This is a genomic window from Streptomyces sp. B21-083, from assembly GCF_036898825.1.
Classification (GTDB): Bacteria; Actinomycetota; Actinomycetes; order Streptomycetales; family Streptomycetaceae; genus Streptomyces.
Genome location: NZ_JARUND010000001.1, coordinates 1755647 through 1782414 on the forward strand (window position 1 = coordinate 1755647; position 26768 = coordinate 1782414).

The 26768-nt window shown below is 68.7% G+C and carries 25 protein-coding genes and 4 pseudogenes; 8 read left to right on the forward strand and 21 right to left on the reverse strand.

What is annotated here, in order from left to right; translation table 11 throughout:
• The first annotated feature begins 14 nt into the window (after nucleotides 1–14).
• Entirely contained in the window at nucleotides 15–500 is a 486-nt protein-coding gene (locus QA861_RS07690) for a hypothetical protein (RefSeq protein ID WP_334587455.1), read from the forward strand.
• A gap of 23 nt (nucleotides 501–523) precedes the next feature.
• Here the strand turns inward: QA861_RS07690 and QA861_RS07695 are convergent, their stop codons facing one another.
• The 3 genes from QA861_RS07695 to QA861_RS07710 all read right to left on the reverse strand — a co-directional run bounded on the left by QA861_RS07695 (nucleotide 524) and on the right by QA861_RS07710 (nucleotide 2250).
• Nucleotides 524–976, reverse strand: coding sequence for a DUF6262 family protein (locus QA861_RS07695; protein ID WP_334587456.1), 453 nt, complete (start codon nucleotides 974–976; stop codon nucleotides 524–526).
• Nucleotides 973–1401, reverse strand: a complete 429-nt coding sequence (locus QA861_RS07700; protein WP_334590682.1) for a hypothetical protein — start codon at nucleotides 1399–1401, stop codon at nucleotides 973–975. The genes QA861_RS07695 and QA861_RS07700 overlap by 4 nt, the downstream gene beginning before the upstream one ends.
• 243 nt (nucleotides 1402–1644) lie before the next feature.
• Nucleotides 1645–2250 (reverse strand): SMI1/KNR4 family protein, encoded by a 606-nt coding sequence (locus QA861_RS07710; RefSeq protein ID WP_334587457.1) that lies wholly within the window; start codon nucleotides 2248–2250, stop codon nucleotides 1645–1647.
• A gap of 155 nt (nucleotides 2251–2405) precedes the next feature.
• On the opposite strand from QA861_RS07710, the gene QA861_RS07715 reads away from it, so the two are divergent.
• Both QA861_RS07715 and QA861_RS07720 read left to right on the forward strand, forming a co-directional pair.
• Entirely contained in the window at nucleotides 2406–2729 is a 324-nt protein-coding gene (locus QA861_RS07715) for a hypothetical protein (protein WP_334587458.1), read from the forward strand.
• Nucleotides 2730–3071: 342 nt separating this feature from the next.
• A complete protein-coding gene (locus tag QA861_RS07720; protein WP_334587459.1) occupies nucleotides 3072–6464 on the forward strand; it encodes a hypothetical protein in 3393 nt (1130 codons plus the stop codon).
• 227 nt (nucleotides 6465–6691) lie between these two features.
• On the opposite strand, the gene QA861_RS07725 is transcribed toward QA861_RS07720, so the two are convergent.
• Nucleotides 6692–7336: a hypothetical protein gene (locus QA861_RS07725; RefSeq protein ID WP_334587460.1), complete on the reverse strand. Its 645-nt coding sequence runs from the start codon at nucleotides 7334–7336 to the stop codon at nucleotides 6692–6694.
• 108 nt (nucleotides 7337–7444) lie between these two features.
• On the opposite strand from QA861_RS07725, the pseudogene QA861_RS07730 reads away from it, so the two are divergent.
• Nucleotides 7445–7654: pseudogene (locus QA861_RS07730) on the forward strand (barstar family protein); the annotation flags it as partial.
• A 13-nt stretch (nucleotides 7655–7667) separates the two neighbouring features.
• Here QA861_RS07730 and QA861_RS07735 read toward each other — a convergent pair.
• Nucleotides 7668–8027 (reverse strand): DUF6247 family protein, encoded by a 360-nt coding sequence (locus tag QA861_RS07735; protein ID WP_334587461.1) that lies wholly within the window; start codon nucleotides 8025–8027, stop codon nucleotides 7668–7670.
• Nucleotides 8028–8098: 71 nt separating this feature from the next.
• Nucleotides 8099–8206, reverse strand: a pseudogene (locus QA861_RS47030) (IS6 family transposase); the annotation flags it as partial.
• 253 nt (nucleotides 8207–8459) lie between these two features.
• On the opposite strand from QA861_RS47030, the gene QA861_RS07740 reads away from it, so the two are divergent.
• A complete protein-coding gene (locus tag QA861_RS07740) occupies nucleotides 8460–9494 on the forward strand; it encodes a hypothetical protein (RefSeq protein WP_334587462.1) in 1035 nt (344 codons plus the stop codon).
• 409 nt (nucleotides 9495–9903) lie between these two features.
• Here QA861_RS07740 and QA861_RS07745 read toward each other — a convergent pair whose 3' ends face one another.
• The 8 genes from QA861_RS07745 to QA861_RS07780 form a co-directional block, all read right to left on the reverse strand.
• On the reverse strand, nucleotides 9904–11268 hold the full coding sequence (locus QA861_RS07745) for an extracellular solute-binding protein (protein ID WP_334587463.1): 1365 nt from the start codon (nucleotides 11266–11268) through the stop codon (nucleotides 9904–9906).
• Nucleotides 11268–13889: a caspase family protein gene (locus QA861_RS07750; RefSeq protein ID WP_334587464.1), complete on the reverse strand. Its 2622-nt coding sequence runs from the start codon at nucleotides 13887–13889 to the stop codon at nucleotides 11268–11270. Before QA861_RS07750 ends, QA861_RS07745 begins: the two co-directional genes overlap by 1 nt.
• Complete coding sequence (locus QA861_RS07755; RefSeq protein WP_334587465.1) at nucleotides 13879–14271, reverse strand: hypothetical protein; 393 nt, start codon at nucleotides 14269–14271, stop codon at nucleotides 13879–13881. Before QA861_RS07755 ends, QA861_RS07750 begins: the two co-directional genes overlap by 11 nt.
• A gap of 441 nt (nucleotides 14272–14712) precedes the next feature.
• Nucleotides 14713–15237, reverse strand: coding sequence for a hypothetical protein (locus QA861_RS07760; RefSeq protein ID WP_334587466.1), 525 nt, complete (start codon nucleotides 15235–15237; stop codon nucleotides 14713–14715).
• Between the two features lie 23 nt (nucleotides 15238–15260).
• The gene (locus tag QA861_RS07765) at nucleotides 15261–15677 is read right to left on the reverse strand and encodes a hypothetical protein (protein WP_334587467.1); all 417 of its coding nucleotides are present in this window, start codon (nucleotides 15675–15677) and stop codon (nucleotides 15261–15263) included.
• Nucleotides 15678–16434: 757 nt separating this feature from the next.
• Nucleotides 16435–16581, reverse strand: a complete 147-nt coding sequence (locus tag QA861_RS07770; protein WP_334587468.1) for a hypothetical protein — start codon at nucleotides 16579–16581, stop codon at nucleotides 16435–16437.
• A gap of 447 nt (nucleotides 16582–17028) precedes the next feature.
• The gene (locus QA861_RS07775; protein ID WP_334587469.1) at nucleotides 17029–17901 is read right to left on the reverse strand and encodes an IS3 family transposase; all 873 of its coding nucleotides are present in this window, start codon (nucleotides 17899–17901) and stop codon (nucleotides 17029–17031) included.
• A complete protein-coding gene (locus tag QA861_RS07780) occupies nucleotides 17898–18206 on the reverse strand; it encodes a transposase (RefSeq protein WP_443041417.1) in 309 nt (102 codons plus the stop codon). The genes QA861_RS07775 and QA861_RS07780 overlap by 4 nt, the downstream gene beginning before the upstream one ends.
• A 556-nt stretch (nucleotides 18207–18762) precedes the next feature.
• Here QA861_RS07780 and QA861_RS07785 point away from each other — a divergent pair.
• Both QA861_RS07785 and QA861_RS07790 read left to right on the forward strand, forming a co-directional pair.
• Entirely contained in the window at nucleotides 18763–19569 is an 807-nt protein-coding gene (locus tag QA861_RS07785; RefSeq protein WP_334587470.1) for an SGNH/GDSL hydrolase family protein, read from the forward strand.
• 69 nt (nucleotides 19570–19638) lie between these two features.
• The gene (locus tag QA861_RS07790; protein ID WP_334587471.1) at nucleotides 19639–20937 is read left to right on the forward strand and encodes a DUF3533 domain-containing protein; all 1299 of its coding nucleotides are present in this window, start codon (nucleotides 19639–19641) and stop codon (nucleotides 20935–20937) included.
• Between the two features lie 82 nt (nucleotides 20938–21019).
• Here the strand turns inward: QA861_RS07790 and QA861_RS07795 are convergent, their stop codons facing one another.
• A complete protein-coding gene (locus tag QA861_RS07795) occupies nucleotides 21020–21595 on the reverse strand; it encodes a PadR family transcriptional regulator (protein ID WP_334587472.1) in 576 nt (191 codons plus the stop codon).
• A 125-nt stretch (nucleotides 21596–21720) separates the two neighbouring features.
• On the opposite strand from QA861_RS07795, the gene QA861_RS07800 reads away from it, so the two are divergent.
• On the forward strand, nucleotides 21721–22113 hold the full coding sequence (locus tag QA861_RS07800; protein WP_306985059.1) for a nuclear transport factor 2 family protein: 393 nt from the start codon (nucleotides 21721–21723) through the stop codon (nucleotides 22111–22113).
• 102 nt (nucleotides 22114–22215) lie between these two features.
• Here the strand turns inward: QA861_RS07800 and QA861_RS07805 are convergent, their stop codons facing one another.
• From QA861_RS07805 to QA861_RS07830, 6 genes and pseudogenes are all read right to left on the reverse strand, one after another.
• On the reverse strand, nucleotides 22216–22509 hold the full coding sequence (locus tag QA861_RS07805) for a hypothetical protein (RefSeq protein WP_334587473.1): 294 nt from the start codon (nucleotides 22507–22509) through the stop codon (nucleotides 22216–22218).
• Between the two features lie 262 nt (nucleotides 22510–22771).
• A complete protein-coding gene (locus tag QA861_RS07810) occupies nucleotides 22772–24454 on the reverse strand; it encodes a CocE/NonD family hydrolase (RefSeq protein WP_334587474.1) in 1683 nt (560 codons plus the stop codon).
• A 104-nt stretch (nucleotides 24455–24558) separates the two neighbouring features.
• Nucleotides 24559–24782, reverse strand: a pseudogene (locus QA861_RS07815) (alpha/beta fold hydrolase); the annotation flags it as partial.
• A gap of 280 nt (nucleotides 24783–25062) precedes the next feature.
• Entirely contained in the window at nucleotides 25063–25350 is a 288-nt protein-coding gene (locus tag QA861_RS07820) for a hypothetical protein (protein ID WP_334587475.1), read from the reverse strand.
• 32 nt (nucleotides 25351–25382) lie between these two features.
• Nucleotides 25383–25677 (reverse strand): annotated as a pseudogene (locus QA861_RS07825) (transposase); the annotation flags it as partial.
• 101 nt (nucleotides 25678–25778) lie between these two features.
• Nucleotides 25779–26741, reverse strand: a complete 963-nt coding sequence (locus QA861_RS07830; RefSeq protein WP_334587476.1) for a sugar phosphate isomerase/epimerase family protein — start codon at nucleotides 26739–26741, stop codon at nucleotides 25779–25781.
• Nucleotides 26742–26768: the final 27 nt, after the last annotated feature.

Sequence of the window (26768 nt, forward strand, 5' to 3'; positions counted from 1 at the left end):
CGTAGGATCGCGTCATGACTGCTGATGCCCCGCTCACCCGAGAGTCGTTCCGGCGCCTCCATCCGATCAGCACGCCCCGGCCGGTGTCTCAGTTGCCGGATCGTGTCTGGACTGACGAGGACTGGGACCGGATCCGGCAGGGATATCGAGCCCGGGACATGGATGAGAAGTGGAACGTCTTCGTTGAAGGCAATGTCCTTTTCATGCACCGGAGTTGGACCGGTCACGGCGTCTATGAGGTGTCCTTTGCCCCCGTGACTGGTGGTGAGAGGAAGATCGCCTCTGCTGTGGTGGAGGCCGATGGGGAGCGCTATCGGAATATGGGCGACGAGTACGACTGTCTGATGATGGAGCTGATCATCAGCGCGATCGTCCTTGGTGAGCCCGCCGCCGAACTCCGGGCTGACCTCGTGGAGTTGACTGCCAGGGCTTCGGGAAAGAGCGATCTTCCCTCGGGTGTGGTGGAGCACAGCGCTCTGGGATTGCGCTCTGGATCGTAAGTTCTGCAGCCCGGAGAGTGCTGTTACAGCCCTGGGCCGTATGCCTGGATCACGCGTTGCAAGCGCAGGATCTCGCCGTGTGCGGCGGCCAGTCGCTGTTCGAATTCTTGGACGCGCTCGCGGTGGGTGGTGCGCTCACGACGAAGGGCTTCGGTAAGGGTATGGATGACCGTGCCGTCGTCGGCTGAGGGCGCCTGAGGGGAAGGCCGATTCTCGGTCCGTTGCTGGCCGCGCAAGGTCTCGATGCGTTTGCGCAGGTCGGTGTGGGCGTAGAGGAAGTCCAGGCTGACGCCCGCCGCGCGGGCAACGGCGCGGAAGTTGATCTCCTCGCGCTCCTTGACCAGCCTCCGGATGCCTGCCTCCGCTCGTCGGACGGCCTGCTGGTGTTTGTCCTGGGCAGCCTGCCGCAGGGCGGCGATCCGCCGGTCAGCAGGAGGCACGATTTCCGGGTCCGTTTCGTTCGGCCGCTTGCTCATGAGCGTGATGTCCCTTTGCTGTCCGAGGTGCTGGCGGCGTCCTGGTAGCCGGTGCGACCGAGCACGCCGGCGCCGCGGACGACGGCAGTGCTGTCGGCTGGCTGAGCTTCGAGGGCTACGATCTCCAGCTGCATACTGCGGATCTCCGCGTTGCGCTGCTCCATCCAGACGTTGGTCCCGCTCATCGGCTCGCCGTACCGCTCGGTGTGCCGGGCCTGCCGGGTGGCGACCAGGGACTGGGTCTCGGCGAGCTGGCGCTGGACGTCCGGCAGGAACGTGCGGTCGGTGGCGAAGTGGTCGCAGCCGTGGCAGGCGTTTCCCTTGTCGCAGGATCTTGTGGGCGGCAGCAGGCAGTAGCCGTTGGGCAGGATGCGGTCGGTGCGGCGGTCGAGCTGCACGAGGTCGAGCATGTCGCGGCGGTCCATACCGATCTCGCGCCCGTCGCGTCCGATCTAGCCGGGCCCGCGACCAGGCCCAACTCGCAGCCGAGACCCGCCGGTTCTTCTGCCGACGCCAACGCCAGCCACACATCGTCCGCGGCTACTTCGGCGGCCCACACGTCCGCTACACCCTCGAATAGAACCATTTGAGTTTCGGATCAATAGGCGCAGGGTAGGCCCGGAAGCGCGAGCTTCCGGGCCTACCCTGCGTTGTCCCTCATTGCGACACTAGGAGGCGGTCTCCGCACGCTTCCAGCGCAGCATCCCCGCGTCTGTGACGGGTCCGTACTGGACTCGGTTCCCCAGAGCGCGGATCCCGCTCCTGTGTTCCAGGGCGTCGGCCGTAGCTTCGAGGAAATCGGCCAGAGAGGGAAAGGCGAGCTGGGGAAGAGCTGCCTCCGCGAAGTACATCACCGGAGCCTGAGCAGAGTTTGCCCCCGTGTCAAGGAAATAGCCGTAGGGGGCATCTGACTTCTGGGCGAACGGGATCCACTGAGGCTGCCAGTCCGCCCCCGAGGCGAGGAGATCCCGATACACGTCCACGACCCGGCGAAGGTCAAGGAAGACGTTGTTGCCGGGTAGGAAAATCGAATCCTGATGCGGTTGATAAAAGCGTCCATCCAGCACGTCCTTGGCGGTACTGCCGTTGTTCAGCAACAGCCATGCCCGAAGCGCGGCGGGGACGAGCGCAGTCGGCATCTCCTCTTCAGCGGCATCGATAACACTCTCGTCGACTCCAGGATTCATTGCTTCGGCATGACGCGGCGTATTCTCGCCCAACCATTCGGTGATCCTTTTCCATGCACGCTGAATCCGTACTTCCTGAGACAACACGAACTTCCTCCTGTCGCGGCCAATGACAGCACAAGCATGTCCTACGGGGAGCGGGCGCGTGCTTCTTGCCAGAGGCACCGCCTTCGTGACCATTGTGCACACGTCGACGTGGCAACCCGGCAGCGAGGTCATTCTCGGACTCTCGCCCTTGGAAAATGGAGCCATCCGTCACCGGAAAGATGTCACAAGAAACGGAGGCGAGAGAATACGCAGGTCAGGCGGGGTTTTCTCGTCTCGGAAGTGGGCTGACAACGGCTAACGAGCTCGTGCTTGGTTGGTGGTGGGGCGTCGAGGACTTTCGTGGTGCGCGGGGTTCGCATCTGCTGAGCCGATTTCAGGTCCGCGGTCTGCCGATGAGACAGCAGACCGGCGATGGCTTGCACCGTGTCGCTCATATGCTCACGGCGGCCGAGGTGGCGGGCCAGCGCCTGCCAGTTCTTGAGATGTGCGATGCCATGCTCGACCCGGATGCGATGTGAGGAAGGCTCTTTCGCTGGCGCGGTGCGGCCGGCTGCCAGTGCGGCGGGGCGGGACCGCCTCTCAACACATCAACTCTCTTGTACAGGTGTGCAGTCGGACCTCGACGCTGGCTTCGCACAGCAGCGCCGCGCTCTCCTGCGCAGACTGTCCGGCGCGCACCACGACGACATCCGTCCCCGGAGAACCGCACGTTGACGCACGACCGGTCGGCGGAGTTGCTGACGAACCTGCATAGACCGCCACAGAGCCCGCACAGACAGCCACACAGCCTGCCGCACGACGACCCCCGCCCCGCCGAAATCCGCGGGCGCCACCCCCGCCCGCCAGGCAGAATCGCCCGCATGTCCCAGCGTGCCGAACACCTGCTCACAGCCGTCGACCGGCTCTCCTACCCCCACCGCATGCGTGAGTTGGCCTCCGCTGCCCGGCGCGCCGCGGCAACGGGGGCGGCCGACGAGCTTGTGACCGGGCTCGCCGCCCACGGCGTCCACGGACGGCGGCTCGCCGCCACCGCGGCGGACATGGGGCGCCACGACGCGTATCTGGAGGGCTGCCTCGCGGACCCCGACCGCCTCGTCCGCGCCCCCGCGATCAGGGCACTGCGGCAGGGGCGGCTCACGGACGCCACCGTGATCGAGGCCATCGAGGACGCACCCGCCGCCGTGCGGCAGCAGCTCGTGCACGCCATCGCCGTGGCGGGCCGTACGGGCCTCGCCGAGGCGCTGGTCGAGCCGACGTACCGGCGATGGGGCGCCGAAGCCGCCGCGGAACTGCTCGCCGCCTGCACGGCGGAGACCGCCGCCCGGTTGCTGCCCCGCCTGTTTCGCGGACTGAGCTCCTACCGGCTGCTCGCCGCCCGCCATCCCGCTCTGCTGCTCGCCGAGATGGAGCGGCAGCTCGACACCCTCCCAGCCGTCGTACGGGACGGCTGGCTGGCTTCCCGCGCGGACGCGCTCGCGCTCCTCGCCGAACGGGATCCGCTCGGCGTGCTGGCTGTGCTCGAGCGTTACGAGACGCTGCCGATGCCCGTGGACCGCAAGCTGCACCTCCTGGTCGAGGCGGATCCCGGCCGCACGATACGGCTGCTGCTACGCCCGAAGCTGAGGTCCCGGCTGAACAGCGGCCACCTCGAACCCGCCGTGCTGCGCCGCCTCGTCCGCCACGCCCCGGCGGAACTCACCGACCTCGCCTGCGCCTGGAACAACAACGCACCCGCTCTCGCCCAGCTGCTGGCCTGCCTGCCACCCTCCCGCCGCGGCGCCCTGTTCGACGCGGCGATGGAGAGCAAGGACCTCACCCACGCGGACCTCAGCCCCGCTCTCCTCGACGTACTGCCGTACGAGCGGCGCACTGCCGAGGCTCGGCGGATGGCGACGCTGGCCCGCGGCAGGGGCGCGCCCTGGGCGCGGATACTGACGGCAGCCGCCTATCTGCCGCCGGACGAGGTCCGTGACGACCTTCTCACCGCCGTCCGCCGCTCCGCCGCGGACGACCGCGCCACGGCGTACCCACTGCTCGTCCGCAACGCAGCACGCTCCCGCGACCCACAGGAAGTGAGCCGGTTGCTACGTGCGCTGCTGCGGCTGCGCAACGAACAGGACCCGGTCCGCAGCGCCGCCCTCTCCGCACTGGCAGAGGTGCCCCCTTCAATGTTCGCGGAGGACGCCGCCGAGGACCTCGGACGAATCTCCATCGACGCCGTCGAAGCCCGCGACTCCTCCTGGAGCACCCGTCACGCGCTCAGCACGCTCGCCCTGTCCGTGCTGCGCGAGCACGCCGTCACGGGCGGCACGCGGCTCATCGGCTGGGCCCTCGACACCCTCACCCGGCTGTCCGGCCACACCGGCGGCGCGAACGTCGGCCGCCTCGACATCGTGCTGCGGCGCGGCCAGGAGTACGAGGTGCTGGCGGCGCTACGGCCGTGGCTGGAGGCCGCCACCGACAAGGCCGACTACTCGCTCGTCTTCGCACTCGTACGGGCACTCGGGCGGCGCGCGTGGGGGATGGCCGAACTCCAGGAGTACCTGTGGCAGGCCGTCCAGTTCGGAGACGACGCGTCCGTCCGCACTGCCGTCGACCTCTGGCTGGAGCAGCCGAAGGGGCGTGACGAGCGAGTGGAGCGGATCGTGCGGCTGGAGCCGTCCGCCGCCGTCCTGCCGTCCGTTCTGAGAGTCCTGACGGGGCGACGTACGGACCTGCTCGACCCGCTGCTGGCCGACACCCCACCGTACGGCCGCTTCTTGACCGCCCGCAGCCACTGGACGCCACGCACCTACCGGGCGCACCGCTGGGTGCCGCGCCAGCAGCGGGCGGCGGCGGAGCTGCTCGCGCGCACAGCGGGCGACGCGGGGCAGCCGGTGCATGTGCGCGTCCAAGCCCTCGCAGCGGCGGCAGTGATCCCGGAGGCGGGCCTGGAAGTCGTCCGCCGCTACACGGGATCGTCGAACGTCCCGCTGGCGGAGGCGGCCCTCGGCGCACTGCCGTGGACCGACCGTCCCGACGAGCTGCTGCCGCTGCTGCTGGAGCACGCGGGCGGCGACCGCGCCCGGGTCGCGGTCTACGCGGCGACGCGGGCCGCGCAGTACGTCGCGCCGTCGCGGCTCGCCGCGGAGCTCCGCAGGCTGCTCACGCCGAAGGACCCGCGGATGGTGAAGGTCACCAGCCGCAAGGAGGCGGTGCGCCTCGCGGCGACGATGCTGCCCCCGGCGCAGGCGGCGCCGCTGCTGCGGGAAGCGTTCGAGCTGCCCGGGCAGCACCACGACGTGCAGTCGGTGTGCGTCGCGTTCGCCCAGGGCATGCTGGCGGAGCCGGCCAGCTGGCCCATGCTGGAGTCGGCCGCGCAGGGACGCACGGAGCTCCGCCAGGAGCTGGCACGGGCGGCCGTGGCCGAGGTGGACGAGGAGCATCGGGCCCAATACGCAGGGCTGCTGCATCACGCCTGCGAGCCGCTCGAACCGGAAACGGCTGCGGCGCTGTTCCCGATACTGGCGGAATGGGCACCGTGGCATCCGGAGATCGCCGAGATGCTGGTGGCCGCCACCACGGACCTTGCCGATCGGGCGGTGTGGGCGATGGCCGGGCAGGAGCTGGTGGAGCTCGCGGCGGACGACGACGGCCCGTACCTTCGGGCCCTGCGGGCGATGCTGGAAGCCACAGGAGACCCGGACCAGTCCGACGCCGAGCCCGAACGCGACCAGCCGGCCCAGCAGCGGGCCACGGGCCTGCTGCACCACCTCCTGCTTCACCATCGCTACCGGGGCGGGGGCCGGCCGACGGCGGACGTGCTGCTGCGCGCCGCCGACACCGCCGCCGGGCACGAGAATTTCGCGCGCTCCGTCGCCGAACTCCGGCTGTACGCCCTCGAACTGAACAAGGACGCCACCGAGTTGTCGTCGGGCCTGCGCCGACTGGCTGCCGACTGCCAAGGACGTCCGCTGCTCGCCCGGGACATCGCCGAAGGGCTCAGCTCGCGGCTCAGCGCGATCAGCGGCCCCGCGCCAGACGCGTGGTTGGAGACCGCCCGCACGCTGGGTGCGGAACCGGGCCTGGTCCAGGGCCTGTTCGCCATCAGGCTCACCGTCTCCGGCGGCAGCCGCTCTCGGTGGACGGAGCCGTGGCGCGGCCAGCTCCGCACCCTGCGCCGGCACGCACACCCCGACGTCCGCGCGTCGGCACGCGAGACGGTCACGGCACGGGAGGCGCCGCCGTCGGTCCCAGGGACGATCCAGTGGTGACCGGGGCCCGCGCGGTGGCGCCGGGCCGGTGGCCGCCAGGCCCTGATCGCCCCTGCTGCAGGCGGTCGAGGGCGGCCAGCAGTGGCACCGCACGGTGGATGCCCGGGTCGGCTTCGCGCAGGCCGCCGCCTCCAAGACGACGTGCCGGGACACGACGATCCGCCGTCCGACCATGAACGGCAACATCGCACGGCATACCCGCTCGTTACAGAGGAGCCACACCCGACTCAGTTCGGGTTGCGAGGAGATTCGTTGCGCAGCCTCCAGATTTCCTTCCACTGGCGGGTGTAATCGGCCGCCAACAGTGAGTCGGTCGCATCGGCCCGCTGCACAGCGAGGCTGACCCCGCATTCCCTGCACAACTGATGGATCCGGTGAACGCCGTCGTGCCAGGCGCTGGTGTTGTCCCGGCTACCGCATACACGGCACGTCAGGACAGGAGCTTCATCGGGCGGGACCGACGAACGGAGCACCCGCTCGACGACCACGGGCAGCGGCTCGTCGGGATGGATTGTGGGCTCGGGACAGTGGGCGATGTTCCCCCACCCACGCCGCCAGTCCCGCCAGGACTCGTCTGCCTTCACCTGCCGAAAGCCACGCGCCTTGTCCGCTCGGTGACTGCAGGCGTAGGTACGTTCATCGGCGAGCCAGAGCTGTCGGGCGTGGTGCAGCTCCTCGACGGATCGCATCAGCGAGCTCGGATCCTTCTCCAGATCCTTGGGAATCGCCGCGCTGACGCAGAGGTAGTGGTAAGTGGCTCGGAAACCGTAGGGCGCGAAATGGACGAGGCAGGCCCTCAGATTCGTATGCCGGACACGCGCGGGCAGGCCCTCGTCGTGGACCCGTCTCCGGTGTGTGTTGAAGCTGCTCATCCCAGGACGCTACGGCGTGGCTCTCACGGATCGCACTTCACTTCGGCGGCCCAGGGTTTCGCCTCGGCCGTGCGGAAAAGGGCTGCGCCACGAATGGCGGGTCCGGGCATGCTGTCCACCGTGCATGAGGATGAGAACGATCGCGGGCGGGCACGATACACGCTGACCGGAACGGAGCACGGCCATGCCTGGGGCGTTTGCGCTGAGGCGGAGGGGCTGTTCGGAGAACCCCAGCGTGGGACATACGAGCTGTTCGGCTGGGCCGACGAAGGAGCGGAGGTGCGCGGCTGGGCCGGCAGCCGGGTGTGGTTGGTGCCCCACGGCTGATCGGTCACGGGCGGGCACCGAGGACGTCGGCCAGGTCCACGAAGCCGGTCTCGTCACGGCCGGAGTCCATGTACGCGTCGACGGCCGGGGCCGCGGCGAGGCGCAGCTGCCAGGCGCGCACGACATCGTGCAGTGGGGTGAGGCTGTAGGTGTGGCGGGAGTCCTCCAGGGCCTTCGCCCAGTCCCGCTCGAAGGCCGGCACCCACGTGTCGGCACGCCGGTCGGCGCGCAGCTCCTGGAGTAGCTGGGCGGCGGCCGCGGGGGCCGGCGGGGCGGGTGCTTCCTCGGGCTGCGCGCTCATCGGATCCTCCTGGCGGGTCGTATCGCCACCGTACGCGCGGTGCGGGGCGGTGGGGACGGACATGCGGTGATCCCTTCCCGTGCTGGTGGGCGTCAGTCGACGCCGTAGTCGAAGACGTCGTCGTCGGGCGTTCGCCGCTGCCTGGTGGGCTGGTGGCTGTTCTCCGCCCGGTTGTTCAGGCCCTTGTGCGAGCGGTGTTCGACGGAGGGCCGGTGGCCAACTCTGGGCGCTCCTCGCCGGCGACCGTGCCGGAGACGGCCCTGTCCACAAAACAGCTTTACGAGACGGTGGCCGTGCTCGCGCGTCCGGCGGCGCACGATGCGCTCTTTAAGACCCAGACCGACAGCCGGAAGCAGGTCGAACTCGTGGGGCCCATCGCCCGGTCGACGTCGCTCACGCGGGGGACAACCATTTGTTGACGTCACGAGTCTTCGTCGATGATCACGTTGTGATCGTACTGACGAGGAGACCATCATCACCGCCATACGTAAGACCTTGACTGCCACCGCAGTTGTCGGCGCCGTCCTGGCGGGTTCCGCAGCCTGCGGCACCGTGGAGCAGCTCACCGCCGGGAAGAAGCTCGACGAGGCCGTCGAAAAGCTCGCCAAGGAGAAGACGATCTCCTTCGAGCTCGATCTCGACACGGACGCCCGGAGTCTGAAGGCGCTGGACGCCTCGATGGATCCGGAGCCCGGTGAGGAGATGCCCACCGCGATCGCCGATCTGTTCAGTGGCGCGAAGGTCAGTGTCACCGTGCAGTCGAAAAAGCCGATCGGGGAGTCTGGGGAGAAGGACTACGTCGGCATGGCGCTGAAGATCAGCAACAAGGACGGTGACATCACCGAGTACCGGGTCCTCGGCGACTACACGTACATCCGCTCCGACGTGAACGCCCTCGGCAAAGCGATGGGCTTTCCCCTGCCGTCGGTGAAGGACCTTCCCCCGGCGAGCGGGCTCAAGAAGGTACTCGAGGGCGAGTGGGTGAAGATCAACAACAAGGAGATGGAGCAGACCGCCGCCGAGATGGGAGCGGAGCCTGGTGCGACGCCCGCGCCAGAGTCCACCCTCGACGCCAAGGTGCAAAAGCAGATACTGGAGGCGCTGCGCGAGACCGTCGCCCGCGAGGTCGACTTCAAGACCGCCGGAGACAAGGACGGTTCCGAGCACATCACCGCCACCGCTCCGTTCCGTACGCTGATCACAGAGTTCCTCGGCGAAATCCGTCCGCTCGCGAAGAACTTGCCGCCGCGCATGGAACTGCCCAGGGACGAGGACCTCAAGGACGCCCCGAACGCCAAGGTCACAGCCGACTTCACCCTCAAGAACGGAGAGCTGACCGAGGTCTCCGTCGACCTCGCAAAGCTGGCCAAGAACGCGAAGGTCAAGAAGCTGGGCCTGGTGGTGCGGATGAGCGAGGGCCAGAAGCCCACGGCTCCGGTCGGCGCCACCGAGCTGAACATGGACGAGATCCTGGGCGGGCTCGGCGCCGCGATGATGGACGACGGGGCCTTCCTCGAGGAGGCGGCGTAGACGCGCGCCAGGTCACGCCTCGGGTCAGGCGGGCGAGGGGTGTTTCGAACGCGCTGCGGCGAGCCCCTCGTTGGCACAAAAAATTGCCAATGTGGCGGAGCTGTGGGCGGCGAGGTAGTCGAGGACTTCGCCACCCATGCCGTGGGCCGCAGCCGGAGGGGACGGCTAGTAGGACCTGTCCGGCGGCATGTGCGGCCTCGTCCATCAGCCGGGCCAGTTCCTGGTAGCGCGGCCGTAGGACGTGCTGGATCAACGCGCTCAGGTCGGTGAGGTGGCTGTAGGGAGGCGGCCGTGGCCACGGTCCGGCTCTGCCCGGACGCCACCTCGTACGTCACCGGGATCGCGCTGTCGGCGGACGGCGGGCGTAAGGGCGTCACCGTCACGGTTGCTCTGATGGTGCACGCGGTGATCAGTCCGGCAGTGCCTTCCGCAGCGCCGCGTCCAGCGTCTTCGCGAGCGCCGCGTCGCTCGGCGGGTCGTCGCCGAACAGCGGGCCCAGCTGGGTGGTGAAGGTCTGGGTGAACGCGCCGTAGAGCGGGGTGCGCGGACGCTGGACTGCCTTGCGCAGCGCGGGGAGCAGGGTCGTACGGGCGTACGCGGGGCGCCCGGCCGCATCGCGGGGCATGCGGTCGGCGCTCTCGCCGGTGGGGGAGGCGGACGGGGTGCCACCGGCGCCGACCGGGCAGGTCACGCTGTCGTCGTCGTACGCCGAGGTCCGGGTCGCCGCGAACCCGGCGTCCAGCAGACAGCGTTCGCTCTGGCGGCCGGTGAGGTAGCGGATCAACTCGGCCGCTTTCGCGGCCCGTGGGGACGACTCGGTCACCGCGAGGTTCTGTCCGCCGAGCACCGCGCGCCCGGGCAGCGGGGCCACGCCGAGCTGCGCCGTCGAGAACGACTGGGACAAGGAGCCGTAGGCGTACGGCCACTGGCGCAGGAACTGTGTCCTTCCGTCCGCGAAGTCGCTGAGCGAGGCGGCCTCGTCGGAGTGGACGGCGTCCGTGAGGGTGTACGCCGTCTCGGTGCGGGAGCGGAGTTCGGCGATACCGGCCGTCAACTCCGCCACGGAACCGTCGTAATGACCGTCGCCGTCGGTCAACTCGAAGTCCGGCACCGCCGACGCGAACGCCTCGATCGCGTTGACCGTACGGCCCTCGTAGGCGGCGAGCTGTGTGGTCCAGCCCCCGACCTTCGGCAGCGCGCGGGCGACATCGCCGCTCAGGGTCTGGAGCTGCTTCCAGCTGATGCCCTTGCTGAGATCCGTCTGCCGCACGCCCGCCCTGTGCAGCAGGTCGGGGCGGTAGTAGAGGAGCCCGACATCGCTGTTGAAGGGCACCGAGTACACCTTGCCGCCCCAACGGGCCGTACCGGCGACGGAGTTGATGACATCGGCGTCAATCTCGTCGGGCAGCGGGCGGACGAGGTGGGCGGCGGCGAACTCCGGTACCCAGGTCACATCGAGGTTGACCACGTCGTAGGCGGCGCTGCCGGACTGGAGGGCGCCGAGCAGTTGGCTGCGCTGTTCGTCGGCGTTGCCGGGGAGTTCCACCAGCCGGGCCCGGTAGCCCGAACCCGTCTTCTCCTGCTGCCGGTTCCAGGCGTCGATGAGTTGCTCGCGGACCCCGCCCTTGCCGGTGACGTCCCGCCCGCTGGCCACCACGATCTCGCCGGGCCCGGAGTCGGAGTCGGCGGGCTGTCGCGAAGTCTGCCCGCCACCGCACCCGGGGACCAGCAGCAGGGGCAGCAACACCGTTGTGCACAAACGCCGTCGAGCCATCAGTCGTCTCCCGTCCCGGTGCGCGCGACCTCGTCGTGCAGGCCCGCGCCGAGGTCGTCGTCGGCGTCCAGACACCGGCCGCCGCTCGCTTCGGAGACCCGCGCGTCCGGCTTGCCCGTGTCGCAGCCGCCGCTGACCAGGGACACCATCGCGACGGGCACCTTCACCGAACGGGCCTTCTTCAGTACGGCGTCGAGACCGGCGCCGGTTAGCCGGTTGTTGTCCTCGTCGTCGGTGACGTACACGATCAGCCGGGGCCGCTCGTCGTCGGCGCCCCGGTGCGCCATGTAGTCGAGCGCGGCGAGCAGCGCGGTATGCGGATCGGCCTCGGCGTCCTGGATGCGGGCCTTCTGGTCGATGGCGCTCTCCGCGGCCGCGCGCTGATGCCGGGCGAAGGAGAGCAGCTCTGTGGAGGAGTGCCCGCCGGTCAGCCCGGAGACGCCCCACACCCCGTACTCGTCCTTGCTGCCGAGCCCGCCGAGGGACTGCTTCAGCAGCCCGGGTCCGCCGCTCGCCCCCTCCCAGAAGGCTTCCATGGAACCGGAGTCGTCGATGAGGAAGAGCACCCGGCCGGGCCCGTTGGCACCCCGGTAGGCGGCGAGCCCGATGTCCATCTGCCCCCCGTTGGGCCCGGGCACCGGACCGGGTGTCCGCTCCACCCCGGGGGCGACCGAGCGGGTGTCCAGCAGGACGCGGTCACCGGTGGCCGAGCGGAACCCGTCCGCCGCGAACACGGCCAGTCCCCCGTTCCCGGTGAGCCAGGTGTGGAAGTCCTCGGCCGCCGCGTCCCGCGCCGGCTGGTCACGGGTGGCGCCCTGCCAGCCGACACGGACGTACGTCGGCTCGATGCCGGACGTGTCGTTTGGGTACTCGGCGATCCGGCGACTGCGGGTCGTATGGTCGCAGCCGACCCCGCTCTTCAGCAGGAACTCCGGGACCAGCGCGGCCGTCCGGTTGTCCACGGTGTCGTCGTCGGGCAGCGTGCACAGCAGATCGGCAGCGGTGGGGGAGGGCGGCCCCGGCTGACGCACCAGGCTCTCCGCGGTGTCCGGTTGGGCGGCGTCCCGGTACAGGCCCATCGTGGCGAGCAGCGCCGCGTCGGTGAACTCCGGGTCGGACCGGGCGACTTCGGCAGCGGAGTCCCGGCCGCGCAACTCCTTGATCAGCTCGTTCAGTTGATGCCCGGTACGCAGGGACTCGGGGGCGGCGATGTCCTCCGGTACGGCGAGCACGAGCGGCGAGTAGGCGAAGGGCGCGGAATCCGGGGTGAGCGTGACGACGGAGTCCGGGTCCGGGTCGGCGGTGACCCGTCCAGCGTCGGCGGCCGAGGCGGGAATCCAGATGTCCGGCTGCGGACCGACGTCCCGCTGCGGATCGGTGTGGGCGTCACGGGGTTTCTGCCAGGCCGCGGAATGGCGGCGCAGCGCGGTGACCGCGTCGGAGGCACCCGCGCTGTAGACGGTGATCCCGCTACGCCGGCAGCCGTCGCCGGTGGTGTTCGCGTCCGACGTCAGATAAGCCTCGGACGCCGCGTGCACGGTGGACTCCAGGTCCGGGTCGGTCAACAGCCGCAGTTCGAGGGGCGGACCGCAGGAGGGGGAACCGGCGGCGAGGGTGTAGATGCCGTAGGAGCCGAGTCCGGCGGCGGCGAGGGCCAGGACGAGGGTGATACGGGTGGCGGTCCTGGAGACCGACCAGAGGCGGCCGATCCGGGTGGCGACCGCGGCGGCGCAGATGCGGAGGAAGGTGCGGAGCGCTTCCCGGGTTCGCCGTAACACCGGTGTTTTGGACGGGTGTTGGGTCCGGGAAGGCGGAACCGGAGTCGGAGTCAGGAGCAGTGCCGGGGGCGGAGGTGAGGGCGGAGGTACCTTCCGTGCCGACAGGAGCACGTCCTCGTCGGACTCCGCCCGTCCGCGCGGGTCCCAGGGATCACCGCGCACGGTCCTGTGGCTGCCGGTGCTCATCAACTGCCGTAACTCGCGGGAGAGTTCCCCGAACCACACCTCGTCGTCCCGGTCGAGAAGCCGTACCAGCTGCTCGGTGAACGGCGTCGGTGTCCTCGGATCACCCGCGTCGATACGGTGGTTGGCCTGCACGCTCGTCAGCAGCAGCACGCGCCGCTTGTCCCGGAAGTCCTCCCAGACCGAGCCCGCGTTCCCGGCGAAGCAGCAGTCGAGGACGACCACGATCCGCTCGGCCCGGCTGGTGGCGAGCACGGACAGCACGGTGGTGAACATCTCGGCGCCGGGAAAGACGGCGTGCGCGCCCGCGATCACGCTCGCGTTGCGCATCTGCAGAAACAACTCGTGGCCCGCCATGGGAATGGCGCCATGACCGGCGAAGTACAACAGCAGCAGGCCCTCGGACTCCTGGACGGCCGTCCGCAGCGCGTGGTTGAACTCGTCGAGCGTCGGCGACCGGACCGCCCTGACCTCGTGCTCGCCGAACACCCGCCCCTGGGTCAGCACATCCCGCAACCGGTTCACGTTGTGCTTGACGGCCGGAAGATCGCCAGGCACACCGTGCGGCGGCTCGGTGACGTCGTACTCGGACACACCGACCAGCAGCGCCTGGTTCACTTTTCCACGCGGGTCGAAGGCGGGCACGGGGCTACCCGTCATCGTCGGGGTTCGCCACACGTACGTCGGCCTCGGGCGACGGCCCGTGCTCGACGTCGCGCCGGTTGGTGCGCCAGGCGTCGACGCCCCGCCTGATGTCCTGCACCAGCTGTCCGAAGACGGGTCCGGCGGCGGCGCCGACCAGCACCACGACGATCTCCGACCCGACCCCCATCGGCGCACCGGGTCCCGGCTCACTCGACTGCCCCTCGTCGATCCGCAACCGGTTCGCGCGCAGCAGCTCTTCGAGCGGCTCCTCCCGCGCCAGCCACGCCATCAACGCGCCGACATCCCGCTCACCGGCGGTTCTGTCCAGCCGGATGCGGATCTCCCGGTCGCGCTCCCGGTCACTGTCCTGGTCGGCCACTCCATCCCCCTCAGCCATAACTCACCATCATGGCACCATTGTTGACTATGGGGGAGGGTACAAAGTGTGCGGTAGCTAACCAGGGCTGGGAACCAGCGTCGTGCAGCAGCCCCTGCGCGTGCGGCACTTCGAACTGCGGCCACGGCGCACCCTGCCCGAATGACGAGTGCACCGGCCACGACATCCACACGATGCGTAACCCGAGCAGCGAAACAGACGTGACAATGTGGCAGGACCACTTCGACTGCTGCGAAGGCTGCAGTGCAAGCTTCCTGGACATCTCGCTCCCGGAGTGCCCCTGGGGCGAATTGGAAGCCGACGGTACCGTGACTGCATGCCGGTATGTCTCGCTACGAGCTCGGTGTCTACCCCTAGCAAAGCTCGTGCACGGTATGCGATGAGGCATCAGATGCGATCAGCGATCGACGCGTACGTCCGTCTCGGCATCGGCGATGGGCATTACAGCGGCCCCAGAACTTCCGCACAATCAAGGGCGAGGCGTCCGATGCTTCCGGCTTCAGCGGGAGGTCGGGCCAAGGAATACACGAAGAGACCAATGGCAGCTAGACCGTGGAGGACTCTGACGTATCTGTCGGCGTCAAAGCTCCACGGGCTGCGGAGAAGCGCCTTGTTCAACACGATGACCTCGATGGCCACGCTGACGATCATGGCGCATACCACGTAGACCATGATCCACCAGATTGAAGCTCCAGGCTCAGCCTCAAAGACAAGCCGCAGGCTGGTGCCTCCTACGAGTAATGGCACCGGGGCCAGTAGGTAGAGCAGGATGGTGACCGGGATGTGCCAAGGCCCCATGTAGAAGACATAGTCGCCGTCGTCGTCCTCGTCTTGAACGGCCTCGTCGGAGCGAGGTGTCACGTGGCCCGCGTGAAAGTGGTTCTGGATGAAGTGCTGGTCTCGACCGGCTTGATGCACCTGCGCCTCATCGGAAGCATCGGCCCACATCGACCTGGACTCGTTCATCTCTCCTTCTTGGCGCGGATGAGTCACGGCTGGTTGATGTTCTGGTCTCGACCGGCCTGAAACACCTGGCCTTTGCCGCTGGCATGGGCCGTCATGGTCAGCGAGGCACCGGCAGCACTGGTGTTCTCCTGTGCAAGCGTCGCGTTGAGTTGCCTGAGCGCGTCGAGAGCCTGCGGCTGTGCCAGGAGCAACGTGAGCAAGTACCCGTTCCATGCAGCAACGAGTGCGGCATGCGTATGTTCATCACCCGCCTGCAGCGAAGCCACGAGAACCCTCCGGTTCTCCTCGAAATCCTCGTGAACTGTGTCGGCGGACTCGGGCCGGAACCGCTGCCAGAGCGCTACGACGCCGTCTCTCGCACGCTGCCAGCCATCGGTAGCCATCGCCGAGACGATGGCCGTGCTAGCGGTACCAGCAACTGCGATGATCTGCGGGTCCACACATTCCCCCTGGAAGACGCGGGACGATTTCGTGACTCCGTGTGCTGACGTGACTATAAGGGCGCATACAGCAAGTCGTCAGCCGTAGGGCGCAGTTGATGACTCGCGACAGGTCCTCCACATCCGCGGGACCGCAGCGCAGCGGATTCAGCCGGGCGACATCTGGTACCTGCCCGCTCAACAGCGGCCAAGCAGAGTTCTGGGCACCGAGAGAACGGGACCGGCCCGGTACTTGGCACCACCCCTAGCATGATCCTTTCGGTACCTGGCCCGCTCACAACACCACCGAAAGCCAGCCGCCAATCCGCTACCAGGCTTGCCAGCCGGACAGCCGGACAGCCGGACAGCCGTATGAAGGGCGAGGCCGACCGCCCTTGACGGCGAACCTGAAGCCCAGGGTTGCCAGGATCGCGCGGAGGGTGACGTGCACCCCCGACGTAGTCACGGACCCGTAGGAGTCTGCCGGTACGCGGGCAATGGAGCCGACACGGATGGCCGCGAGTTGCACTGGAAGTCGCGGCCGACCGGCCAACGGGCCGGTCTAGGCCGCTGTGACCTTCACCGGGTGACGCTCGCCACCTGCCCCGAAGCAGAAGCGGCGTCGACGGCTCGAAGCCTGGAAAACCGCATCGAAAGCTCCTCGTAGCGAGGCCCGCCACCGCGCCCAGAACCCTCGCCGTAACAGTCCGACGAGGGTTCCTCACGTGTCACGGGCTATCACAGACGCCCCTATAGCGGGGGAGGATCGCCGGAGCGCTCAGCCCTCGATGTGATAGCGGCTCTGGGACGCGACGGCTTGGCGGATCTTGGTGGTGAAGTCGGCGATACGGTCGATCCGGTCCACCCCGCCGGCCTTGTTACGACGCAGGACGCTCTTGAAGATCTGGTCCAGCGTTCCTGTCATTCGCAACATCAAGCGGAGCAGGCATCGTTTCAGACACCTCCAGAGGCGTTCAATTTTGCAGAAGCGAAGGCTTTGACGTGTTGGCTGCCAAGGGCTTTGGGCCGCATCCACTGCAGGCGTGTGTCATCACTACGCCCACGCGTCAAGTACTCGTTGGGGGAGAACCCAGGGGGGCGGTGCCACCGCCGGAGCTGCAGCACACCCGCCCGGAAGCGCCCTCCGACCGCGTCTGCAGGGGCTCGCCGTCGAACGCCTCTCTCACGGGCGCTATCACACGTCTGTCACCAACTACGCCGACTCCCCCGGACTGCGATGCCCTGACCTGCCACTACGCACCCGCCCTGGACTGACGTGGACGCCCACGGACGGTCTCTACAACCTGTGCCATGTGGTACCCAGTGAGGGACTGAGCTTGTTCCGCTTTGACGGACACCATTGGTGTGGTGGTCAGGCTGCGGATGCGGTCTCGTATTCGGCGGGACTGCGGTAGCCGAGGCTGCTGTGCAGACGGTGCAAGTTGTACCAGCCCTCGATGAAATCGAAGATCGCGGTGTGGGCGGAGGCCCGGCTGGGCCAGGCGGTGGTGTCGAGCAACTCGCGTTTGATGGTGGCGAAGAACGACTCGGCGAGTGCGTTGTCCCAGCACTGCCCGGTGCGGCCGACCGACAGACGCACCCCCAACTGGTCTGCCAGCGCGGCAAGTTGCTGACTGGTGTATTGACAGCCGCGATCCGAGTGGAAGATCACCGGAGCGGTGGGGCGACGTTGCCGGCAGGCGTTCGTCAGGGCGTCGGCGACGAGATCGGTCCGCAGGTGATCAGCCGTTGCCCAGCCGACCACGCGGCGGGAAGCGATGTCGATGACGGTGGCCAGGTAGAGCCAGCCCTCCTGTGTGGCGATATAGGTGATGTCGCCGCACCAGCGGGTATTCAGCCCGTCGGGGTCGGGCTGGAAGTCGCGGACGATGAGATCGGGCCGCAGAACAGCCCGCGGATCGGGGACCGTCGTCAGGTGCCGCCGTCTGCGATGCCCGCCCTGCAGGCCGGCTGCCCGCATCAGCCGGGCGACGCGGCGCCGCCCGCACCCGGCACCCGCCCGCTTGAGCACGGCGTGCACGCGCGGGGCACCGTAGGTTCCCCGCGATCGCGTGTGGACATCGGTGATCTGTGCCGCCAGTTCGGCGTCACGGGCCGCGCGTGGACCGGGCGTGCCGGTGCGGCGGGCATAGAAGGCGGTCCGGGAGACCTTCAGCAGTTCACACGCCCGTTTGACGCTGTGACCTGCACGCTTCTCCGCCTCGATGAACGGGTGGACCGTCACCGGGTCTCCTTCGCGAAGAAAGCCGTCGCACGCTTGAGGACCTCCACGTCCTCGCGCAGCCGGCGGTTCTCCCGCCGCAGGGACGCCAGTTCCTCGCGTTCACCGCTGGTCAGGCCGTCCCGCTCGCCCGCGTCGACCTCGGCCTGGCTGACCCACAGCCGCACCGCGGTCTCGGTCAGATCGAAGTCCTTGGCGATCTGACCGACCGAGCGGTCACCGCGTCGGCACAGCTCGACGATCTCGGCCTTGAACTCCGGCGTGAACGAACGGCGAGGGCGAGGCTTCTTCTTCCCCATGCTCTCCATGATGGACATCCTCCCGGGGCAGAACCCCTGATCTCGAATGTCCGTCAAAGCGGATCAAGCCCAGGACCGAGGATCAGGACCGGGGCGTCTTCTGGCCCGTCAAAGCGGTATTGCAGGGTGTTCGACGGTGTCTCACTCACGCCCCAGACCCTCTCACGTCTCACAGACTCCCCTATAACGCGGGGGTGCGGGAAACCGGTCTGACCAGGTCAAAGACCTCGCGAGATGCGTATTGCTCGAGACATCGGATGATCTCACGTCGGGTCTTGCCCTCCTGGGTGCGGCGCAGTACGCCTGGGTGCGTGGTGCCGGCGCAGACCGTGGTCGGTGCTCAGGTCTGAAGAGGGAATCGGCGGTGAGGTCGGCGCGGGACCAAGGCGGTGGACTGCGGCGGTGGACCGCCCTCGACGGCCTCAGCTTTTGCCCGAGCGGCGTCACTTTGCAGGAAGGTGAGCCCGCAGCTATCTTCATATTCAACAATGCGACTAGGTGCCTAGTTGTTTAGCGATGGCGGTGCCACTTCCGTCAGCAGCGTTGACGAGAGGCGGTCGGCCCCGTGTCGAGCAGTGGGTATCTGCGCTATGTCGCCCTGGGCGACAGTCACACCGAGGGGCTCGGGGACGGCGACGACGTCCGTGGTCTTCGGGGCTGGGCGGACCGGCTCGCCGAGCAGGTCGCCCGCCACAGCCCCGGCCTGCGCTACGCCAACCTCGCGGTGCGCGGCCGCAAGGCCGGTCAGGTGCGCGCCGAGCAATTGGCTCCGGCTCTCGCGATGCGGCCCGACCTCGCCACCGTGGTGGCTGGGGTCAACGACGTGTTGCGCCCGGGCTGCGACCTCGACGAGGTGGCCGGCCATGTCGAGGCGATGTTCGCCGTCCTCACCGCGCAGGGCGCCACCGTCGCGACCCTCATGTTTCCCGATGTCGGGCGTATCACGCCGTTGGCCCGCCCGATCGGTCACCGTGTTCTCGCACTCAACGCGCGCATCCGGGAGGCCGCCGACCGCCACGGTGTGGTGGTGGCGGAGACGGCCGCGCATGCGGCGGCGACCGATCCGCGGTTGTGGAGTGCTGACCGGCTGCACGCCGGCCCGCTGGGGCACGCACGCATCGCGGCTGCCGTGGCCCAGGCGCTCGGCCTGCCGGACAGCGACGACACATGGACCCTCCCCCTTCCGGCCGAGAGGACAGGCATCTCCGGCTGGAGGACCGTGGGCGCCGAACTGCGCTGGGCCGGCACCTTCCTCGGCCCCTGGGTCGGCCGCCGCCTGCGTGGCCGCTCCTCCGGCGACGGCCGCCAGGCCAAGCAGCCGGCCCTGCTTCCGGTGGCTGCGTCCGCCGGGGACAACTCCTCAGCCGTATGAGGATCCGCCCACGACGACGTCGGCGGCTCCTCCTGCTGCACTTCTCTCTTCCTCGTACCGGAGCTGGAAATGAGTAACGCCCACCCCTTCCGCGTCCTGCGCGCGAAGCGTCTGTGGACCGTCAACGGTGTGATCGTGGGCTTCGTGGCACTGCTGTTCACGGTGTTCTACGTCGGCGCCAACATCGACCCTGCCGGCCACCTGCACAAGCTGCCCGTCGGCCTGGTCAGCGCCGATGAGGGGGCGAAGGTCGGTGGCAAGCAGACCGACCTCGGTGCACAGATCACCCAGTCGATCAAGAAGTCGTCCCAGGGCGGAGACAGGATCGACTGGAAGGTGATGGACGAGGAGGAGATGAGGGAGGAACTGAGCAAGGGCAAGCTGTTCGGCGCGCTCGTCGTGCCCCGCGACTTCACCGCCACTGTCGCCGCCCTCACCGGCCCCGGGGTGGCCGGCAAGCCCGTCCGCCCGACACTCACCGTGCTGACCAACCAGTCCGCCGGCAGCCTGGGGTCGAGCATGGCGCGGCAGGCCACGACGACGGCCGCGCAGTCGGCCTCCGCGCAGGTGGGTGAACAGCTGACCGCTCAGGCCGAGGCCGCGCAGGCCGAGCTGCCCGCTGCGGCGCGCCTGCTGCTGGCCGACCCGGCCGTGGTGCAGATCGAGGACGGGCATCCGCTCGACTCGCACAGCGGCCTCGGTCTGAGTGCCTTTTACTACTCCCTCGTCCTCGTCGTCTGCGGCATGCTCGCCGCCAACGTCATCAGCGGCCAGGTGGACCACGCCCTCGGCTACACCCACAGCGACATGGGCCCGCTGCGGGTCCACAACCCGCTGCTGCGCGCGACTCGCGTCCAGACCCTGGCCATCAGCAGCACGCTCATGATCGGTCTGTCCCTGCTCATGGGAAGCCTGGCCCTGGCCGCTGCGGTGGGCATCATGGGCATGGACGCCTCTCACCTGCCCCTGCTGTGGCTCTTCTCCGTGTGCGCGATCGCGGTTGTCGGCATCGGCGGGCTCGGACTGCTCGCTGTGTTCGGCACGCCGGGGATGCTGTTCATCACGATCTTCTACATCGCCATGGCGGTACCGACGTCCGGCGCCACGGTCCCCCTCCAAGCGCTCCCCGGTTTCTACCGCGCCCTCGGCGAGTTCGAGCCCCTGCGCCAGATCACGGGCGCCGTCCGCTCGATCCTCTACTACGACGCCCAGGCCGACGCGGGTCTGACCCGGGGATGGGTGATGCTGGGCGTGGGACTCGCGGTCGCCGGCCTCTTCGGCTTCGGCGTGACCCGGTTCTACGACCGCAAGGGACTCCATCGCATTCCCGCCGACGAGGAACCGCAGCCGCTCCTCGCCCGGGCATAGTTTGACGACCGGTGAGGGGTGGAGTCGGGCACGACCGCCCCACCCCTCTTCTTGACCGATCGTGCAGGTGGGATCGTCGCGGTCAGCCGTCGGCCCGCAGGGCCGCTGTGCGCTGTTCGAGCCTGCGCAGCGCCATGTCTCCCCACTGGAGGTTCTCCCGCTCGAACGACATCCCGCGCAGCAGGGTGAGATACGGGCCGATGCGCTCGGCCTCGGCGAAGTACGCCTCCTCAGAGCGCCCGTCGAGCAGGCGCTGCCGGAGCCGCTCGTAGCCGGCCAGCTTGGCGGTGGCCCACTGCATGCGCTCCACGATGGCAGTCCGGACCGCTTCCATGTCGCCCACGTCCACGCACTGCACCTTGACAAGCAACTCGTCCCGGACCACCGCCGGTTTGCCCAAGGGCTCGGCGGTGTAGGCGTGGACGGCCTTCCGCCCGGCCTCCGTCAAGGAGAACAGCCGCTTGTTGGGGCGGCGCTTCTGCTCGACGACGCGGGCCGCGACGAATCCTTCCGCCTCCATGCGCTCCAGCTCCCGGTAGAGCTGCTGGGGCGTCGACATCCAGAAGTTGGCTACCGTCGCATCGAATGCCTTCGCGAGGTCGTACCCGGACGCCTCACCCTTCAACAGCGCGGCCATCACCGCGTTCCGCAAAGCCATGGATCTACGCTAACAGATTAATCAACAAAGTGACTAACAGTCACCCCTCCCCTGTAGACAAGCCACAACAGGCCCTCTACTCTCTACCGCACCTATTAATATTTTTGAGTATCAGAGGTGGGCTCATGCATCCCTTCCGCAAGGCCGTCGAGAGCCGCGACCTGGACGCCGTGGCCGCTCTGCTGGCCGACGACGTCGTCTTCACCAGCCCCGTCACCTTCAAGCCGTACCCGGGCAAGGCCATCACCGCCGCGATCCTGCGCGGCGTGCTCCGGGTCTTCGAGGACTTCACCTACATCCGTGAGATCGCCAACCCCGACGGCCGCGATCACGCCTTCGTCTTCACCGCCACCGTCGCCGGCAAGCAGCTCCAGGGATGCGACTTCCTGCACTTCGACGACGACGGGAAGATCGACGAGTTCACGGTGATGGTGCGCCCGCTCTCCGCCGCCCAGGCGCTCGGCGAGGCCATGGGCGCCCAGTTCGAGCAGATCGCCCGAGAGGCCGCCGAACAGTAACCACGACGACGGACTTCGACGCGCGGTCATCGGCGAGAGGCAACGCCGGACTGACCGCCGCCAGCCTCCAACGCTGGGACGGCGCACCCTCCTGGCGGAGCGTCACAACGTCCCCGGCGGCTGCGCCACCTCCTTTCGACGCTCGGGACGGTTGAGCAGCAGCCACCGGACGGTGCCGCGTTGCTCGACGAGCAGAGGTTCGGTGTCGGCCAACGTGGCTCCGCGGCGGCGAGTTCGGTGCGTCGGCGTTTGCGCAGCAGGTAGCGCTGGCTCTTGCCGCCGGGGGTCTTGGGCAGGGCGTCGATGAAGTGGATCGTGGGCGACGTAGCAGGTGGTCTTGACCAGCAGCTGGCGTTCGGTGGCCACCTCCGGCATCAGATCGAGCAGGCGGGCCACTCGTGCCCCCTTGGCCCAGGCCCTCGGTGCCGTACTCGACCGGATGGCCGACGCCTCCGGATCCGGCCGCGTCATCGCAGGCCGGTCGAGCGGAACCTGGTCGGTCTGCTGACCGAGGAAAACCTCACCGCGGCATTTGCCGAGGGGCAGGCGCCCTGGTGGAGGTCATCGCCTCCGCCGCAGGATGCCTGCCCCCTTCGACCGAGCCGAGCGCCCTTTCCCGCCGGAGCAACGGATCGGCCGGCTCTCCCCTCGCTCCCGGTCAGGCCGAAGGCACCACGGGCAGGACGATGCGGGACGGCCGGGCGGGATCGTGGAAGACCTGCTGGTGGGCCACCCGGGCCGTGGTGGCGGTTTCCTCGGGCTCGCCCGTGTTGAGGTTGCGGTCCCAGCGGGGGAAGTTGCTGGAGGTGACCTGGACCCGTATCCGGTGACCCGCCCGGAAGACGATGCTGGTCGACCACAGGTCCACGACGTGCTCGGCCGCCTCGCCCGGTGTCGCCGCGCGCACCCTCACGATGCCGTCGGTCACGTTGAGCGAGACCCCGTCCTCGTCGACGTCGCACAGGCGCGCCACCCAGTCGGTCGAGGGCCCGTCCGTGGCGGCGAAGAGCACCACCCGGACGCGGCCGGTCACTTCCAGGTCCTCGGCGAGCGGTTCCGTGGTGAAGACCAGGACGTCCTCGCGCGCCTCTACAGCCGTCTGGTCGAGCGGCCCGGCACGGAACTCGTCGGTCATCAGGAGGGCACCGCCGGTGGTCGGCGCCGGATCCATGGGGTCGTAGGCGAACTCCTCGGGCTGCTCGGCGGTGGACGGCGACTGCTGCGTCAGGCGTCCGCCGGCGCGCAGGTGGAAGTCGGTGCCCACGGCCCGCGACAGGGGCCATTCCGTCTCCTCGCGCCACTGGTTGACGCCCATGACGAACAGCAGCACCTTGCCCGTGTCCGGCTCCGGAGCCTCGCCGCCGCCGTCGCCGAGGAGGCGCTGGAACCAGTCGAACTGCAGGTCGTGCACGCGTCCCCGCATGCCCATGAAGTCGGAGTGCGCAGCGAATCCGAAGTTGACGTCACCGACCACGTGCTGCCAGTTGGTGTGGGTCCACGGGCCCATGATCAACGTGGCGGACCGGCCGGCGCGGCGCATGGCGGTGAAGTTGTCGAGCGTGCCCTGGGTGAAGATGTCGTACCAGCCGCCGAGTTGGAAGGTGGGCAGGTCGACCTCGTCGTGGCGGCCCGCGACAGTACAGGACCGCGCCCACTCGGGTTCCCGCCGGGAACGCTCGTAGCCCAGCTCGGGCAGATCGTGCCGGGCGAACGCGGGAAACCGTCCGGCGGGCAGCTCCCCGTAACCGCCGCGCGCCAGACCGTCCAGATCCCGTACGAGTCCGGTGACGCCGCTCACGAGTCCGTCGAGGTCGGTGCGGTGACGGCGTATCAGCGTGTCGGCGCCCTGCAGCAGGGTCCAGGGCGCCGTGATGCCGAGCTCGATCGCGCCGCCGCGCGTCCACAGACCGTCCTCCGGATCGGACCAGGTGATCATCGGCGCGAAGGCCTTCAGCTCCGGCGGCTTCGACAGCGCCGCCATCCACTGGGTGTTGCCGAAGTAGCTGCCGCCGATCATGCCGACGGAACCGTTCGCACCGGGCAGAGCGGCGGCCCACCGCACGGTGTCGTACCCGTCGCTCCCCTCGTACGTCCACGGCTCCCACTCGCCCTCGGAGGCGAACCGACCCCGGGTGTCCTGGATGACCACCATGAAGCCACGCCTGGCCGCGGCCAGCGGATCGAGTACGACGCCCATCATCGGGGTCTGCTTGCCGTACGGCAGCCGGGCCAGCAGCACCGGCCACGGCCCCGTACCTCCGGGCCGGTAGACATCCGCGCGCAGCACCGTGCCGTCACGCATCTCCGCCGGAACATCGAACTCGATCCGTATCTCCGCCACGCGCTGCTCCTTTGCATGCCACGACGTTGTCAGACACATGGTCGAGCGTGGTCCCCGTCCCGCACTACACCCGAACGGGGGTGACTACAGCGCTTTCGGGGCGGTCACGCCACCGCGTTCAGCAGGTCGGCCAGCAGGTCGGGCCGTCCAAGGCGATGAAGTGGCCTGCTCCCGGCACCTGCGTGAAATCGGCGGCCTGCAGCAGCTCCTTGTCGGCCTGTCGGTCCGAAGGACGGGACCAGTCCCTCTCGCCGTAGACGAGGTGGACGGGTGCCTTGACCTCGGGGTAGCGCGAGCGGGCGGCGATGAGGCTGGGCATGCTCTGGTACCGAGACCCGCGCGTACATCGATGACTTCGAGGACTGCGTCGCGCGCACCGCCTCCACCGAGGAGCTCTACCAAGCGATGCTGGAGATCCACCCGGACCGGGTCAACCCGGGCGCCCTGTGGGGCTCGGCCCGTTCGGTGAAGGGCTGACGCGACACGCCTGCTCCTCCCGGAAGGCCCCACCACGGCGGGTCTTGCCTCCACCGCCCAGGGCGCAACGATCAAGCAGAAGGCTTCCACATCGAAGCGGCTCCCGGGGGAAGCCCTGAACTGTCAGTAAGTCAGCTGACCGGGAGGGCGTGGAACACCGCGCGGTCCACGCTGACGTGGGCCGATGCCGTGAGGCGGCCGATCACCGCCTGGTAGCGGTCCAGGACGTACGCCTGCCTGACCTCCTCGTGTGCCGCGGCGAACGACTGGTGCCGGAAGTCGCCGCGGTGGGCGGTGAAGTAGGACCGAAGGGCGCTGTCGGACGTGGTGATGACCCGCGTCTCCGTGAGCCCCTTCCAGAGGTCTGCCGCGAGGTTGCTCAGGACATGGGTGAAGTAGTTCGATTCGGTGTACTGCACCGGGCCGAAGATGACCTGGTGGGCGGCGACGTCTCCCGCACCTGGCAGCGCAGGAGTTCGGAGATCCGCTGGTCGAGTCCGTCCTGGCGCCACAGGCCGAAGTAGTAGAACACCGCCGACCAGGACGGCAGATCATGCGGAGGTAACGCCACTGGCAGCCCGTCCGGTTCTGGTAGAAGATCGCGTTCACGATCCCCCGCAGATCGCAGGATCCGGGATCTCCGGTCGCTGACCGTGCCACCGGGCCTGTTTCCAGGCCATGATCATCGGCTCGATCAACGTCCACTGCTCGTCCGCCGAGTCGCTTGGGTACGGCTCTCGCTTCATGCCCACATCTCGGCATGCACATGCCCAGCAGATGGCCTGCCCGACGATCAGTACCTCGATTGAGCGATCACGAACCGAGGAAGATCGGACTCAACGTCCACTCAGATCTCCTGGGGCTTGTAGGAGCTGGGTTCGCGCAGGGCGACGCGACCCAGGAGGTCGACGGTTTTGGTGACGCCCTCGACGGGGGCCACAAGAACGTCCTCGTGCTCGATGCTCAGGACGTCGTCGTAGCCGGCTCGACGCAGGGCGAGGCAGAAAGCGCGCCAGAACGCGTCGTCGTGGCCGTAGCCGAGGGTGACGTAGTTCCAAGAGCGTTCCTTGGCGGCCATGACCGGGAGGGTCTCCAGCCTGCCGGTCAGCGCCTGGCGGGAGGGTTCCAGCCGGGTGTCCTTGGCGTGTACGTGGTAGATCGCCTCGCCCAGGGCCTCGATGGCGGCCAGCGGGTCGGCGCCCATCCACATCAGGTGACTGGGGTCGAAGTTGGCACCGACCACGGGCCCGACCTCCTCGCGCAGGCGCAGGAGGGTGGGGACGTTGTAGACCGCCTGGTGGGCGTGCATCTCCAGAGCGAGCTTGAGTATGCCCTGGTCACGGGAGTGGGCGACGAGGTCTCGCCAGTACGGGAGTACGACCTCGGTCCATTGCCAGTCGAGGATCTGTGTGGTCTCCGGCGGCCAGGAGACCGTGATCCAGTTGGGGTTGGCGTCGCCCGGCCCGCCCGGCAGCCCGGACATCATCACCACGCGGTCGACGCCGAGGAGCGGGGCGAGAGCGATCGTCCTGCGCGCGACCTGGTCGTGCTCCCGGCCGCTGGGCCCGGGGTGCAGGGGGTTGCCTGAGCAGGTGAGGGCGCTGATCGTGAGCCCTCGGTCGGCGACCTTGGCCAGCAGTTCGCGGCGCGCGCCGTCGCTGTCGAGAAGCCGGTCGATGTCGATGTGCGGGGCGGTGGACCAGGCGCCGGTGGCGAACTCCACGTGGTCCAGGCCGAGTTCGGCGGCCAGGTCCAGGGTCTCGTCGAGCGTGAGGTGCCCGACGCTGTCGGTGTTCAGACCGATCTTCATGATGCGTCCCGTCTGCGGTGCGGTCGG